We start from the raw sequence: 15237 nt of genomic DNA on the forward strand, positions 1-15237 counted from the left end.
TTAACGCATATCGCGTAGGTCGGATTAGGCCCTTCGGGCCGTAATCCGACAACACCACGATCAGTGCCAACATGGTTGTCGGATTACGCGGGACGTCGCCCCGCTAATCCGACCTACGTCAGCGACCACTCGCGCTCCATCTGGCGCAGGTAGGATTGCGGCGCCGCCTCGTTCGTGTCGAACGACACGATTTCATACGCATCGGGCTGCTCCAGCAGCGCCAGCAGCAGCTGGTTGTTCAGCGCGTGGCCGGACTTGTGCGCCGTGTAGTAGGCGAGCAAGGGGTGGCCCACCAGGTACAGGTCGCCGATGGCGTCGAGGATCTTGTGGCGCACGAACTCGTCTTCATAGCGCAAGCCATCCGCGTTGAGGATGCGGTACTCGTCCATGACGATGGCGTTTTCCAGCGAACCGCCACGGGCCAGGCCCATGCCGCGCAAGCTTTCCACGTCCTGCATGAAACCGAAGGTGCGCGCGCGCGCCACGTCGTGCACGTAGGACACGTCGCCAAAGTCGACCGAGGCGCGCTGCATCGTGCCATCGACGGCCGGATGGTTGAATTCGATGAAGAAATCAAGCTTGAAGCCGTCATACGGCGACAAGCGCGCCCATTTCTCCGCGTCACCCTTGCCGTGACGCACTTCCACGGGCTTGACGACCTTGATGAATTTCTTCGCCGCCTGCTGCTCTTCCACGCCAGCCTGCTGCAGCAGGTAGACGAAGGACGAGGCGGAACCGTCCATGATGGGAATTTCTTCCGCATTCACGTCGATATACATATTGTCGATCCCCAGGCCCGCCGCCGCCGACATCAGATGTTCCACGGTGGACACCCTGGCGCCGTCCTTGATCAGCACGGAAGCCATGCGCGTGTCGCCCACGGCCATGGCGCTGGCGGGGAACTCGACGATGGGGTCGAGGTCGATGCGGCGAAACACGATGCCCGTGTCGATCGCGGCAGGACGCAGGATCAGCTCGACCTTGGTGCCGGAATGCAAACCGACACCGATGGTGCGGACCTGTTGTTTGATAGTGCGTTGTTTTAACATGGCACGATTATATCCAGTTGCGGCGTGGAATGCTGACCGGCAAAGAAATGCTAGGGATGCTCACTTTCCACATGCACGGCTTCGCGCCGCACCAGGTAGATGCCGCTGGCGATAATGATCGCCGCGCCAAACAAGGTATAGCGATCCGGCAGCGCCTGCCACAGCAGCCAGTCTATCGCCACGCCCCAGGCCAGCGCCGTGTACTCGAACGGCGCCACGATTGACGCCTTGCCGGTGCTGAAGGCCTTGGTGATCGCCAACTGCCCGAAGAAGCCTGACAGCGCCAGCACCATCAAGATCGAGCCGTGTTCGGCACGCACAGGCACCCAGATATTCCACGCCAGCGTTACTGCGCCAATCGACATCAGCGTCAGCAGCCAGAACATCATCGCCTCGGTGCTGTCGGTGCGCGCCAGCACGCGCGCGCTGATGGCCGACACGGCGTAGCAGGCAGCTGCCACCAGAATCGCCAGCCCGCCCAGCGACAGGAAGCCGGTGCCTTCGGGGCGCAGCACCACCAGCACGCCCAGCAGGCCGACGCCAATCGCCACCCACTGCCCGCGGCCCACGTGCTCCTTCAGCACCCACACCGACAGCGCCGTGATCAAAGCCGGCGCGATGAAGAAGATCGAATATGCCTCGGCCAGCGACAGCGACTTCAGCCCGAAGGCAAAGGTGGTCAGCATGGCGATGCCGAGTGCGGCGCGCAACAGGTGCATTGGCCAGCGTATGCGGAAGATGCCCTTGAACGCACCGCGGTACAGCATGTAGCCGCACAGCAGTGGCAACGAACTGAGCGAGCGCATCGCCGTGACCTGCGTGGCGGGATAATGGGCAGACAGCAGCTTCATGGCGGTATCCATGCACGAGAACATGGCGACCGCAATCAGCATCGCATAGATGCTGTGCAGATTTTCTTGACGAGAAGACAGGGAAAGCTCCTTGACGACCGGTCCGAGGCGGACCACTGGGAACGTCATTATGGCGACGTCCGGAGCCAGCACAGCGGAGGCGCTGCCGGGATTGATTATAGCAAGCCGGCCGGCTCATCAGGGGCGACGACGAAAACAGTGCCTGGATCAAGTACTGCCGCAATCGCGGCGGCGGTGCCTGAAATGCTTGATCCACGTCATCGTTTTTTTAAAAGATGCATGTAAAATGCTTGTTTATAATTTTGCAACGATGGAGAACGAGAGATGGACAGCAAGAAGATAGATACCACCAACGACACGCCGTCGAGCCGCCGCGGCTTTCTCGGCAAGAGCGCCGCACTGGGCCTGGCAGGCGTCACGCTGGGCCTGGCCGGCTGCAAGGAGGAAGCTGCCGCCGGCGGCAAGAGCGCTGCCGCACCGGCCGCACACCACGGCACCGAGATCGCGCCAGGCCAGCTGGACGACTACTATGCTTTCATCAGTTCCGGCCATTCGGGCGAAGCGCGGGTGCTCGGCCTGCCTTCTGGGCGCACGCTCAAGCGCATCCCGGTGTTCAACGTCGATTGCATGGTCGGCTGGGGTATTACCAATGAATCGAAAGCCATCATCGGCACCAAGCCCGACGGCACGCTGAAATACATCACTGGCGACACCCACCACGTCCACGGCAGCTACAAGAACGGCACGTATGACGGCCGCTGGCTGTTCATCAACGACAAGCTGCATTCACGCGTGGCGCGCATCCGCATGGACACCATGGAATGCGACAAGATCACCGAACTGCCGAATGTGGCCGGCTTCCACGGCCTGTTCCCTGACAAGCGCGATCCGGTCGACCAGAAGATTGACTACACCACCCGCGTGTTCTGCGGCGCCGAATTCCATATCCCGCTGCCGAACGACGGCCGCGACCTGGACAATCCGGACAAGTGGGGTGCGTTGTTCAGCTGCGTCAGCGCAGAGACCATGGAAGTGATGTGGCAGGTGCGCGTTGACGGCAATATGGATCTGTGCGCCACCTCGTACGACGGCAAGCTGGCCGCCTGCAACCAGTACAACGTGGAAAACGCCGCCGACCTGAACGGCATGATGGCGGCCGAGCGCGATGCCTGCGTGTTCCTGCATATCGAACGCGTCGAGGCCCTGGTCAAGGCAGGCAAGTTCACCACCATCGGCAGTTCCAAGGTCCCCGTGGTCGATGGCCGCAAGGCTGCCAACGCCGATCCGAAAAGCGCGATCTCGCTGTACGTCCCGGTCAGCAAGAACCCGCATGGCGTCAACGCCAGCCCGGACGGAAAATACTTCGTCTGCTCCGGCAAGCTGTCGCCGACCGCCACCGTGATTGAATTGAGCAAGGTGCTGCAGTGGTTCGACGGTAACGTCAAGGATCCGCGCGACACCGTGGTGGCCGAACCGGAAATCGGCCTCGGCCCGCTGCACACCGCCTTCGACGGCAGGGGCAACGCCTATACCTCGCTGTTCCTCGACAGCCAAGCCGTCAAATGGAATGTGGATGCAGCCATTGCCCAGTTCAAGGGCGACAAAAACGCCAAGGTCATCATCGAGAAGCTGGACGTGCACTACCAGCCGGGCCATAACTACTCATCGATGGGTGAGACCAGGGAAGCTGACGGCAAATACCTCAACTCCGGCAACAAGTTCTCCAAGGACCGCTTCCTGCCAGTCGGCCCGCTGCATCCTGAAACCGAACAGTTGGTGGACATCAGCGGCGCCAGCATGAAGCTGATAGCCGATCACACTGCCTACCCGGAACCGCACGATGGCATTATCGTGCGCCGCGACGTGGTCAAGACGCGCCAGATCCACACCATGACCGACTTCCCGAATGCCGTCACGCCGGAAAACGCCGGCATCGAGCGCAAGGGCAACAAGGTGCATGTGCGTCTGATGTCGCAAGCGCCGGCGTTCAGCATGCCGGTCATCAAGGTCAAAAAAGGCGATGAAGTCACGCTCACCCTGACCAACTACGACAAGGTCGAAGATTTGACCCACGGTTGCGCCATCCCGACCTACAACATCAACTTTATCGTCAATCCGCAGGAAACCAAGTCGGTCACTTTCAAGGCCGATCACGCCGGTGCGTTCTGGTTGTATTGCACGCACTTCTGCCACGCCCTGCATCTGGAAATGCGTAGCCGTTTCCTGGTTGAAGCCTGAGTTGTCCCGCAAGTCCATGCCGGCTGATGCGTCAGCCGGCATGGCATATTCTCATGACGACTACTTTAAAAACCTTGTTCAATTCGCTGGCGTCGTGCTTGATGTTACTGGCTATGCTGGCGCCGCCCATCGCCGCCGCCAACATCTACGACGCTGAACTTTCCTCCGAACTGTTGCACGGCGCCGACCTGTGCGCGCATGCCGCCTGCCGCGACGTGATGCCGCAAGCGCAGCGCTTCTCGCAGCGCATGGGTTCTCCACGCTATGTGCAAGCGCTGGACGCCGGCGGCAAGCTCGTTGGCTACGTTTTCCTGTCAACCGACGTGGTGGACATTCCCGCCTATTCCGGCAAGCCGGTCATTACACTGATCGGCATGGACACCGCAGGCATCATTACCGGCGTGCGCGTGATCAAGCATTCCGAACCGATCCTGCTGGCCGGCATACCGGAATCGGCGCTGCTCAAGTTCATCGGACAATATGTCGGCCTGCGCGGTGACGCCAGGCTGGAAATTGGCCGTGGCGGCGATGGCAGCGTGGGATTGGACGCGATCAGCGGCGCCACCGTGACGGCCATCGCCGAGAACCAGGTAATTTCCCGCAGCGCCTATGAGATCGGCCGCCAGGTCGGCATCTTCACTGCGGCGGCGCGGCCGCCAGCCCGCTTCACGCCGCTCGACGAGCGCCTCAACTGGGGCAAGCTGGCCGACGAGGGCTCGGTCGGCCGCCTGACGATCACCGCGCGCGAAGTCGGCGCCGACAGCGCACGCGGCGACTACATCGATCTCTACTTCGGCTACCTCAACACGCCGACGCTGGGCAACAGCCTGCTGGGCGAGGACAACTACCAGCGCCTGATGCGCGACCTCAAGCCGGACGAGCATGCGATCTTCGTCATCGCCAGCGGCCAGACCTCGTTCAAGGGCTCGGGCTTTGTGCGCGGCGGCATCTACGACCGCATCCAGGTGCGGCAAGATCCTGAAACCTACACCTTCCGCGATACCGACTATCTCAATCTGTATCACCTGCAGCCCGGCGATGTGCCCCAATACCGCGAATCGGGCATCTTCATCGTCCGCTCGAAACACTTCAATCCGGCGTGGCCTTGGACGCTGACGCTGCTGGTCAATCAGTTGGACGCCAAGGGCGCCAAGACCTTCACCCACTACGACCAGACATACTGGCTGCCGGCCCGCTATCTGGAAGGCGGCCATCCGAAAGTGGTGACGGCGCGCCCGGCGTGGCAAAACATCTGGCTGGACCGGATTGCGCAAATCGGCTTCTTCGTCGCCACCCTGTTGTTTACCGCCATCTGGTACGCACGACGCGACCGGCTGGTGCGTGCATCGACGCGCAAGCACAAGCCTTTGATCAGCTGGCCGCGGCTGGTGCTGTGGATCATCAGCGCCGGCTTCATCGGTTTCTACCTGAAGGCGCAGCCCAGCATCACGCAGATCATGACCTGGCTCCATTCGCTGATCCATCAATGGCGCTGGGAGCTGTTCCTGTCCGATCCCTTCATCTTCCTGTTCTGGTGGTTCATCATCATCACGGTGCTGATCTGGGGACGCGGCCTGTTCTGCGGCTGGTTATGTCCATTCGGCTCGCTGCAGCACCTGATGCTGAAACTCGGTTCCGCCATCGGCCTGAAACGCTGGCAGAAACTGCTGCCAAAACCACTGCACGACAAGCTGCGCTGGCTGAAGTACGTCATCTTCTTCGGCCTGATCGGCGTATCCCTGTTCTCAATGGAGACGGCCGAACATCTGGCCGAAATCGAACCCTTCAAGACCACTTTCCTGGTCGGCGTATGGAACCGCAGCTGGCCATTCTGGCTCTTTATCGGCGCCATTCTGGGCCTGTCGCTGTTCAGCGAGCGCCCCTACTGCAAATACCTGTGCCCGATGGGCGCGGGCCTGGCGCTGCCCAGCAAGTTCCGTCTGTTCGGTCTGAAGCGCAAGGCAGAATGCACCAGCTGCCACGCCTGCGCCGCCGGTTGCGGCTCGCACGCCATCGACAGCCAAGGCAAAATCGATCAGATGGAATGCATGCTGTGCCTGGACTGCATGGTGATGTACTACGACGATCACGCCTGTCCACCCCTGGTGAAAGAGCGCAAGCGGCGAGCTGCCAAGGGCGAAGCGCTGACGCGTATCGGCGCCGACGGCTACTTCCTTACGCTCGACAGCTTGCGCTCAACGCTGCCGTCGCAAGGCAAGGAAGACGCATGAGACTGGCGCCTTCCGCCCTGCTGGCGCTGATGCGCGCGCTGGTGCTGGCAGTCATACTGGCCGGCTATGGGCCGGGCCTGGCCGCCGCCGTGCTGGAAGTGGCGCCGGGCACGTCGATCAATGCGGCCATCGCCAGTGCGCAGAAAGGCGACACACTGCTGATCGCACCCGGCAGGTATAACGAACACGTGCTGGTCGACAAGGCGCTGACGCTGCAAGGGCGCAGCCATCCCACCATCAGCGGCCGGGGGCACGGCGACACCATCCGCATCACCGCCCCCGACGTCACCCTGATCGGCCTGATCGTGATCGACAGCGGCGCGGACCTCACTGCGCAGAACGCCGGCATTTATATCGTGCCTGGCGCGCATCGCGTACAGATCAACAACTGTCGACTGGTCGCCAACCTGTTCGGCATCTGGCTGCAAGGCGTTGACGATGCGCGCTTGCTGAACAACACCATCACCGGCCGGCGCGACCTGCAATCGGCGCAGCGCGGCAATGGCATCCAGGTGTACGACACGCGCGGAGCGCGCGTCACCGGCAACGAAATCAGCGGCACGCGCGACGGCATCTATGTCGACGTCTCGCGCGACGCGCAATTTCGCCACAACCGCATCCACCATGTCCGCTACGGCACGCACTACATGAACACCCACCACAGTACCTGGGAAGACAACGAGGTATATCTGAGCCGGGCCGGGCTGGCGCTGATGGAGGTGCGCAGCCTGACCGTGCGCCGCAATATCGCGTGGGGCAATACCGATCACGGCATCATGCTGCGCACCATCCAGGACTCGCTGATCGAAGACAACGTGGTGGCCGGCAACGACCGTGGTTTTTTCATCTATGACGCCGAGTACAACACGCTGCGCCACAACCTGATCATCAATAACCGCACCGGCGTGCACCTGTCGGCCGGCTCGTCGAACAACCAAGTCGATGGCAACGACTTCATCGGCAACCAGGAGCAGGTGCGCTTTGTTGCCGCGCGCGATGTCGAATGGGGCAAACAGGAAGGCAACTACTGGAGCAATTACAACGGCTGGGACCAGAACGGCGACGGCCAGGGTGACGTGGCGTATGAAGCGAACGACCTGGTTGACCGTCTGAACTGGCAATACCCGCTGCTCAAGCTGCTCGGCGCCAGCCCCGCGCTGCAGACGCTGCGCTTTGCCGCGCGTCAGTTTCCGCTGCTGCGCGCGCCAAGCGTAGTCGACCGCCATCCGCGCATGCGCCCGCTCTCACAGAATTGGAAGAAATGGAATGACATCGCTCCCCGCATCGAATACAACTGAAGCCGCCGTCAGCCTGCGCGGCATCCGGCATCGCTACGGCGCGCTCACAGTGCTGCAGGACGTCAGCTTTGACATCGCCCATGGCGCCATGTTCGGCCTGATCGGCCACAATGGCGCCGGCAAGAGCACGCTATTCAAGCTGATGCTCGGTCTGATCACGCCCTGCGCCGGCACGCTGCACGTACTGGGCCAGAACGCGGCCGAACCTGCCTTTCGCCAGACGCGCCGGCGCGTCGGCTATCTGCCGGAAAGTTTTCTCACCTACGATAACCTGAGTGGCCAGGAAGTACTGCACTTTTTTGCGGACTTGAAGCACATTGCGCGCGCTGCTTGCGCACCGTTGCTCGACCTGGTGGGCCTGACGCATGCCGCCGCGCGGCCGGTACAGGGGTACTCCAAGGGCATGCGCCAGCGGCTCGGCCTGGCGCAGGCTCTGCTGGGCGAGCCGGACCTGATCTTCCTCGATGAGCCGACCAACGGATTGGACCCGCAAGGCATCGCCGACTTTTACGCCATCTTGCGCACCGCGCAGGACCGCGGCGCCACCATCGTCATCACCTCACACATCCTGGCAGAGATCGAGCACAGGGTCGACCAGCTGCTCATCATGCAGAGCGGCACGGTGGCCGCGCAAGGCACGCTGAGGCAGTTGCGGACGGGTACCCATGCGCCCCGGATGCTGACCATTACCGCCACGATTGCGCCTGCGCTGCAGGCGGGCGTGCGCGCGGCGCTGGCCGCGTTGCCGCTGGAGCTGGCGCTGGAGGTGCATGGCGAACAGCTGCACGTGCGCTGCGCCAGGGCCGACAAGATGGCGGTGCTGCGCCAGCTGGCCGCTTGCGCCGACGACATCGCGATTCAGGAATCGACATTGGAACAAGTATTTCTCGGCTACGGAGGCACCCATGCGCGCACGCATTGAATGGCGCCAGGTCGGCGTGCTGGCCGCAAAAGAATGGCGTGAGCGGCTGCGCAACCGCTGGGTGCTGGCCGTGGCGCTGGTGTTTGCCTTCTTCGCGCTGGCCATCGCCTACTTCGGCGCAGCCCAGCAGGGACAGGTTGGTTTCCACGGCATCGACGCCACTATCGCCAGCCTGTCCAGCCTGGTGATCTATCTGGTGCCGCTGATCGCCCTGATACTCGGCTATGACGCGATTGTCGGCGAGCGTGAGCGCGGCGCGCTGGAACTGCTGCTGTCGATGCCGGTGACGCCGCTGGAAGTGCTGCTCGGTAAGTATCTCGGCCTGGCGGCGGCGCTCACCAGCGCCACCGCGATCGGCTTTGGCGCCGGCCTGCTGCCGCTGTTCTCGCAACTGACTGTGGCCGAGGGCTGGCGCTACGCCCAATTCGTCGCCAGCGCCGTGCTGATGGGACTGGCCTTCCTCAGCATTGCCATGCTGGTATCGGTCAGCACCCGCGACCGCGTCCGCGCCAGCGGCATTGCACTGGCGCTGTGGTTCCTGTTTGTGCTGGTGTTCGACCTGCTGCTGATGGGGGTGATGGTGCTCAGCCAGGGCCAACTCGGTAGCGGCCTGTTCGCCGCCATGCTGATGCTGAACCCGGCCGACGTATTTCGCCTGCTGAACGTGTTCAGCTCGGACCAGGCGCAAGCCATGTATGGCCTGGCCACCGTGATGCCGCAAGGCTGGACCCACCCGGCGCTGCTGTCGGGCGTGATGTTAGCCTGGATTTTTTTACCGTTTTCTATCGCACTCAGGAGATTTTCATGACTATTTTCCACCTGCGCAGGAGCGCGCTGGCCGCACTGGCCACCCTTGCGCTGGCCGCCTGCACGTACAGCGCCACCAACCTGCCAGCCATTGATCCGTCCGACGAAGCCGCGTGTGCGCTGGACGGCATGCTGCTGCGCGACTTCCCTGGGCCGAAAGCGCAGGTTCGCTTCGCCGACGGCAAGACCAGCTACTTCTGTGACGTAAAAGAACTGCTCGGTGAAATGCTGGCGCCGGAACAGCGTCGCGCCACCAGCGCCTTCTACGTGCAGGACATGGGCAGCGCCAACTGGCAACAGCCGCAAGGCCACTGGATCGGGGCACACGACGCGCTCTATGTATTAGGCAGCAAGGCGCAGGGCTCGATGGGCCCGGCCATCGCCTCGTTCAGCCGGCAGGTGGACGCGGAAGCGTTTGTTCGCAAGGAAGGCGGCCGCGTGCTGCGCTTCAAGCAGATCACGCCGGCCCTGCTGAACGAAGCCAGCGGCGCCATGCCGACGCACGCCATGGCGCATTGAAACACCAACGCCTGGGCCGGCATTGCCGTTCGGCGGAAAGCGCCGGTCCGTTTTTACCCCGGCATTTGCCGACTTACTTTTGAAAAGAGACAGACCATGAAGAAACTACTTGCACTGGCAGCAATGCTGGCAGCCATCACCTCTGCCACCAGCGCCGCCGCCGCGCCGGACGCCGCCAAGGTTGAGAAAACCTACTCCACCACCTGCCTGGCCTGCCACGGCAGCGGCATCATGGGCGCGCCCAAGGTTGGCGACAAGGCGGGATGGAAACCGCGTATCGCCAAAGGCAAGCCGGCGCTGTACCTGAGCGCCATCAACGGCGTGAAAATGATGCCGCCACGCGGCGGCAATCCAGGCCTGAAGGATGATGAAGTGAAAGCACTGGTCGACTACATGGTCGCCAAGAGCAATTAAGACTGCTGGCCGCCGCCTGCGCGCGGCGGCCACACCCGGAGACATTCCATGTTTACCCGCACGCTGCTGGCGCTACTGCTGTTCCTGACTGCTTGTTCCGGCGAGGAACGCCTCTACAAAACCCGGGGCCACGTGTTCGGCACCACGGTCGACATCACCATCTACGGTAGTTCGCAGCAGCGCGCCGATCTGCTTGGCGCCGAGGTATTGAGAGAATTCGATCGCCTGCACCGTAAATTCCACGCGTGGGAGCCAAGCATGCTCACCGCCCTCAACGACAGCATCGCCAAAGGCGAGCCAATGCGCGCCGACGCTGAAATGGTCGGCCTGCTAAAATCGGCCGAGAAGCTGTCAGTGCGTTCCGGCCTGCTGTTCAACCCCACCATTGGGCATCTGATCAGGCTGTGGGGCTTCCAGAAAAACGACATCGGCGCGCAGGGACCGCCGGCCGCCGAGATCAAGCGCTGGGTCGACGCGCGGCCATCGCTGTCCGACCTGCGCTACAACGGCAACATCATCAGCAGCGTCAACCCTGCCGTCATGATCGACCTCGGCGGCTACGCCAAAGGTTACGCGCTCGACCGCGCCGCCGCGCTGCTGCGCGAAGCGCACGTCAAGGCGGCGCTGGTCAACGTCGGTGGCAACGTCATCGCCATCGGCCAGCCCGGTGAACGACCGTGGCAGGTCGGCATCCGTGATCCGCGTGGCGCCGGGACAGTTGCGCAGATCGCTTTGCGCGACAACGAAGCGATCGGCACCAGCGGTGACTATGAACGCTACTTCATGAAGGACGGCAAGCGCCGCCCGCACATTATCGACCCGCGCAGCGGCTACCCGATCGATCTGGTCGCTTCGGTCACCATCATCGCCAGCGGCGGGCGCGACCCTGGCCTGCGCTCGGACGGCCACTCCAAACCGCTGTTCATCACCGGCCCCCGAGACTGGCAAGCGATGGCGGAAAAACTCGACCTGAAAGAAGTGCTGATGGTTGACGCCCAGCGTAATGTCCACATGACAGCAGCCATGCAAGCGCGCATTGCAGGTGCAGAGCGGCACGAGCACGCCGGGACCTGGCAAGCACGCGAGTGACGTCTACGACACAGGCAACAGCATCACCAGCTTCAGTTCATGCTGGCGCGCCAGGTGCAAGGTCACCTGGTTGAATGCCAGCAGCCCCTGTTGCGCATGCTGAAACTGGCGCAAGCCGCCATCGCGGCCCTGCACCTGCTGCGCGCCCCACCACTGGCGAAAATCCGCACTGGCTGCGGCCAGTTCCGCGATCAGGCCGGCCAGCGGCGCCTGGTCTGCGTGGCGACCGATATCGGCGCGGAACTCCGCCACCAGCCGCTGTGCCCGCTCGGGCCAGCCGACGACCAGGTCGCGCGCTCCAGGCTCCAGGAACATGAAGCGCAGCTGGTTCGGTGCGCCGTCCCCGGCCTGCAGCCAGCCCGCAAACAAGGTGGACGCCGCGCCGTTCCACGCCACGGCGTTCCATGCGCGGTCGAGGATGTAGGCGGGCGCGTCAATGGCGGACACGATGGCGGCCAGTTCGGCGCTGGCAGGCCCACCGCCCTCGCCTGTCGCGTGGCTGGGGTCATGCTTGTCGGCCACCTCGAACAGATAGGCGCGCTCGGCCGCGCTCAGCAGCAGCACCTGCGCCAGGCGGGCCAGCATCTTGGCCGACGCCGACACGGGCCGCCCCTGCTCCAGCCACGTCAGCCACGTGGGACTGACGTCGCACAGCTGCGCCAACTCTTCGCGCCGCAAGCCCGGCGTGCGCCGCCGCCCGCCGCCGGGCAAGCCAGCCATGACGGGGGTGACGGCTTCGCGCCTGGCGCGGATGAATTCAGCAAGTTTATTCGACATGACATGGATGCATGGTAGTGAATATACCAGTATAAGTTATGGTCTTGTTACAGGATAATTTTATCCTTATTCTGCAGGAACTCACCCATCAACAGGAGAAAACCATGCAGCAGCACGATGTCGTTACCGAACAGTTTGGCAAAACGGCCAACGCCTACCTGAGCAGCGCTGTCCACGCGCAAGGCGCCGACCTGGTGCTGATGCAGGAATGCGCGCGCCGCCACGGCAAGCCCGTCGTCCTGGACCTGGGCTGCGGCGCCGGCCACGCCAGCTTTGCCGTCGCCCCCGTGGCGCAATCGGTGGTCGCCTACGACCTGGCGCAGCCAATGCTCGACGTCGTCGACCACGCGAAGGTGCAGCGCGGCTTGCACAACATCAGCACGCAACAGGGCGACGTGGCGCGCCTGCCGTTTGCCGACGCCAGCTTCGACATGGTCGTCACGCGCTTTTCCGCGCACCACTGGAACGACGTGGCTGCGGCCCTCGCGGAAGCGTGGCGCGTGCTGCGTCCGAACGGCACCTTGCTGATGGTCGACATCGTCGCGCCAAAGACAGCCCTGTACGACAGCACCTTGCAGGCGGTGGAAATGCTGCGCGATGCTTCCCACGTGCGCGACTACCGCACCTGCGAATGGGGCGCCAAATTCAACAACGCGGGATTCACGCACAGCTTGCGCAGCGTGTGGAAACTGACGATGCAGTTCGACGAATGGGTGGCGCGCATGCGCACACCAAGCGAAAGAGTGGCAGCCATCCGCAACCTGTTCGATGGCGCGCCCGAGGAAGCGAGAAGATATTTCGCGCTGCAGGACGATTATTCCTTCGATATCGACGCGGCCATGTTCGAGGCGACAAAACCGGTGGTGCAATAAAAAAACGGCGCCAACATGGCGCCGTTTTTTTACATCGTAGGTCGGATTAGCGCGTAGCGCGTAATCCGACAACACCACGAAGGCGTCAACAATATTGTCGGATTACGGCGCTTTGCGCCTAATCCGACCTACGCCACGATTATTTCAGCTGGCCCAGCAGCGTCTCGGCATTCGACACTTCAAACTTGCCGCCCTGCTCGACGTTCAATTGCGTCACGACACCATTGTCGACCAGCATCGAGTAGCGCTGCGAGCGCGTGCCCATGCCGTGCTTGGAGAAATCGGCGTCCAGGCCCAGTGCCTTGCTGTAGGCAGCATTGCCGTCAGCCATCATGCGCACGACGCCGGTGGCTTTCTGGTCGCGGCCCCAGGCGCCCATCACGAACGCATCGTTGACGGAGATGCACCAGATTTCATCGACGCCCTTGGCTTTCAGGTCGGCAGCGTGCTGCACGTAGCCTGGCACGTGCTGTGCGGAGCAGGTCGGGGTGTAGGCGCCTGGCAGGCCGAAGATGGCGATCTTCTTGCCCTTGACCAGGTCTTGCACATTGAACGTGTTCGGGCCCAGTGCGCAACCTTCGGTTTCGCTTTCGATGAATTCGGCCAGGGTGCCTTCTGGCAGGGTGTCGCCGATCTTGATGGTCATGTTGACTCCTTGTGTACTGTCGGTTGAGGGTTCTGCCGGCATGATGCCGACACTGCGCGATAGTATGCCTGACTTGCCGTATTTGTGCAGAAAATGGCCGGAAAGGCAAAGTCAAAAGTCAAAAGCCGGCAAAAAAAAACGGCGGCCCTCAGGCCGCCGTCATCTTTACTGACATCAGATCACCTTAATCCGCTTGCTTACGCAGGAAAGCAGGAATGTCGTACGTCTCCATGCCATTCTTTTCCATCGCGCGCACTTGCTCGGAAGCCGATTCACGGCGCCATACCGCCGGCGCCTTCATGCCGTCGAAACCGGCCGCCGGCGTGGCCACGCCAACCGTCGCCGTCGCCGCTTGCGCGCTACCCATGGCAGCCGACGGGGTCAGCGGGCTGTTGTGGGTGCCGGTGCGCAGCACTTGCTGCGGTACCAGCTGGATGTTCTTCTTGGCGCGGCCCAGGCCCGTGGCCACCACGGTCACGCGGATGTCGTCGCCCATGGCGTCGTCGTAGGCGATACCTTGCGCGATCGACGCGTCCGGCGCGGCAAACGCGCGCACGGCAGCCATGACTTCCTTGATCTCTTTACCTTTCAAGCCACGGCTGGCCGTGACGTTGACCAGCACGCCGCGCGCGCCGGACAGATCGATGCCATCGAGCAGCGGCGAAGCGACAGCCTGTTCGGCGGCGATACGCGCGCGGTCGACGCCGGACGCCGTCGCCGTACCCATCATGGCCTTGCCCTGCTCGCCCATGATGGTTTTCACGTCGTTGAAGTCGACGTTGATATGGCCAGGCACGTTGATGATCTCGGCAATGCCGGCCACCGCGTTGTTGAGCACATCATCGGCGTGCTGCATCCATTCCAGCATGCTTTCGTCTTCGTAGATCTCTTCCAGTTTTTCATTGAGGATGATGATCAGCGAATCGACGTGCAGGGACAGCTGCTCCAGGCCTTCGTCGGCGATGTCCATGCACTTCTGGCCTTCGTACGAGAATGGCTTGGAAACCACGGCCACCGTCAGCGCGCCCAGTTCCTTGGCCACTTCGGCCACGATGGGGGCGGCGCCCGTACCGGTGCCGCCGCCCATGCCGGCGGCGATGAAGACCATGTGCGCGCCACGCAGCGAATCGGCGATGCGCGTGCGCGACTCTTCGGCCAGCTGGCGGCCGACGGCAGGCTTCATGCCTGCGCCCAGACCGGTATCGCCGATCTGGATGATGTTGTGGGCCTTCGATGTCGACAGGGCCTGTGCGTCGGTGTTGGCGGCAATGAACTCCACGCCCGACATGCCTTTGTTGATCATGTGTTGGACTGCATTGCCACCCGCACCGCCGACGCCGACGACCTTGATGACGGTACCTAAAGCTGTGTTATCGACCATATCGAACTCCATGATGTGCTCCTATCAGATGCGGTTTCCAAGCGCCAGGCCTCATATTGGTAGGAGAACTGGAGATTGAAAACTGCGGTTAAATATAAAATTAAGTTATGTGTGTGTACCTG

At 62.5% G+C, this 15237-nt stretch carries 14 protein-coding genes; 9 read left to right on the forward strand and 5 right to left on the reverse strand.

Going from position 1 to position 15237, the window contains the following annotated elements; all coding sequences use genetic code 11:
- Positions 1 to 113 precede the first annotated feature (113 nt).
- The gene (lpxC, locus tag JAB6_RS26230; protein WP_034748834.1) at positions 114 to 1049 is read right to left on the reverse strand and encodes a UDP-3-O-acyl-N-acetylglucosamine deacetylase; all 936 of its coding nucleotides are present in this window, start codon (positions 1047 to 1049) and stop codon (positions 114 to 116) included.
- Between the two features lie 50 nt (positions 1050 to 1099).
- Positions 1100 to 1942, reverse strand: coding sequence for a DMT family transporter (locus tag JAB6_RS26235; protein WP_070305651.1), 843 nt, complete (start codon positions 1940 to 1942; stop codon positions 1100 to 1102).
- Between the two features lie 303 nt (positions 1943 to 2245).
- Here JAB6_RS26235 and nosZ point away from each other — a divergent pair, with 303 nt between their 5' ends.
- The 8 genes from nosZ to JAB6_RS26275 all read left to right on the forward strand — a co-directional run bounded on the left by nosZ (position 2246) and on the right by JAB6_RS26275 (position 11439).
- Positions 2246 to 4159, forward strand: a complete 1914-nt coding sequence (gene nosZ / locus JAB6_RS26240) for a TAT-dependent nitrous-oxide reductase (RefSeq protein ID WP_034748840.1) — start codon at positions 2246 to 2248, stop codon at positions 4157 to 4159.
- A 53-nt stretch (positions 4160 to 4212) separates the two neighbouring features.
- A complete protein-coding gene (locus JAB6_RS26245; protein ID WP_070305653.1) occupies positions 4213 to 6390 on the forward strand; it encodes a NosR/NirI family protein in 2178 nt (725 codons plus the stop codon).
- A 29-nt stretch (positions 6391 to 6419) separates the two neighbouring features.
- Complete coding sequence (locus JAB6_RS26250) at positions 6420 to 7688, forward strand: nitrous oxide reductase family maturation protein NosD (RefSeq protein ID WP_070305822.1); 1269 nt, start codon at positions 6420 to 6422, stop codon at positions 7686 to 7688.
- Positions 7657 to 8610, forward strand: a complete 954-nt coding sequence (locus JAB6_RS26255; RefSeq protein ID WP_034748846.1) for an ABC transporter ATP-binding protein — start codon at positions 7657 to 7659, stop codon at positions 8608 to 8610. Before JAB6_RS26250 ends, JAB6_RS26255 begins: the two co-directional genes overlap by 32 nt.
- On the forward strand, positions 8594 to 9418 hold the full coding sequence (locus JAB6_RS26260) for an ABC transporter permease (protein ID WP_200872998.1): 825 nt from the start codon (positions 8594 to 8596) through the stop codon (positions 9416 to 9418). Before JAB6_RS26255 ends, JAB6_RS26260 begins: the two co-directional genes overlap by 17 nt.
- Complete coding sequence (locus JAB6_RS26265) at positions 9415 to 9936, forward strand: nitrous oxide reductase accessory protein NosL (protein ID WP_070305655.1); 522 nt, start codon at positions 9415 to 9417, stop codon at positions 9934 to 9936. The genes JAB6_RS26260 and JAB6_RS26265 overlap by 4 nt, the downstream gene beginning before the upstream one ends.
- A 96-nt stretch (positions 9937 to 10032) precedes the next feature.
- A complete protein-coding gene (locus JAB6_RS26270; protein ID WP_034748852.1) occupies positions 10033 to 10350 on the forward strand; it encodes a cytochrome c5 family protein in 318 nt (105 codons plus the stop codon).
- 48 nt (positions 10351 to 10398) lie between these two features.
- Positions 10399 to 11439, forward strand: coding sequence for an FAD:protein FMN transferase (locus JAB6_RS26275; RefSeq protein WP_070305657.1), 1041 nt, complete (start codon positions 10399 to 10401; stop codon positions 11437 to 11439).
- 3 nt (positions 11440 to 11442) lie between these two features.
- Here JAB6_RS26275 and JAB6_RS26280 read toward each other — a convergent pair whose 3' ends face one another.
- Complete coding sequence (locus JAB6_RS26280; protein ID WP_070305659.1) at positions 11443 to 12216, reverse strand: helix-turn-helix transcriptional regulator; 774 nt, start codon at positions 12214 to 12216, stop codon at positions 11443 to 11445.
- A gap of 104 nt (positions 12217 to 12320) precedes the next feature.
- Here JAB6_RS26280 and JAB6_RS26285 point away from each other — a divergent pair, with 104 nt between their 5' ends.
- The gene (locus JAB6_RS26285; protein ID WP_070305661.1) at positions 12321 to 13088 is read left to right on the forward strand and encodes a class I SAM-dependent methyltransferase; all 768 of its coding nucleotides are present in this window, start codon (positions 12321 to 12323) and stop codon (positions 13086 to 13088) included.
- 139 nt (positions 13089 to 13227) lie between these two features.
- Here the strand turns inward: JAB6_RS26285 and JAB6_RS26290 are convergent, their stop codons facing one another.
- Positions 13228 to 13734, reverse strand: a complete 507-nt coding sequence (locus JAB6_RS26290) for a peroxiredoxin (protein ID WP_070305663.1) — start codon at positions 13732 to 13734, stop codon at positions 13228 to 13230.
- Positions 13735 to 13918: 184 nt separating this feature from the next.
- Complete coding sequence (gene ftsZ, locus JAB6_RS26295; protein ID WP_070305665.1) at positions 13919 to 15127, reverse strand: cell division protein FtsZ; 1209 nt, start codon at positions 15125 to 15127, stop codon at positions 13919 to 13921.
- Positions 15128 to 15237: the final 110 nt, after the last annotated feature.

The sequence above is a fragment of the Janthinobacterium sp. HH104 genome, assembly GCF_001758715.1.
Lineage (GTDB): Bacteria > Pseudomonadota > Gammaproteobacteria > Burkholderiales > Burkholderiaceae_D > Janthinobacterium > Janthinobacterium aestuarii.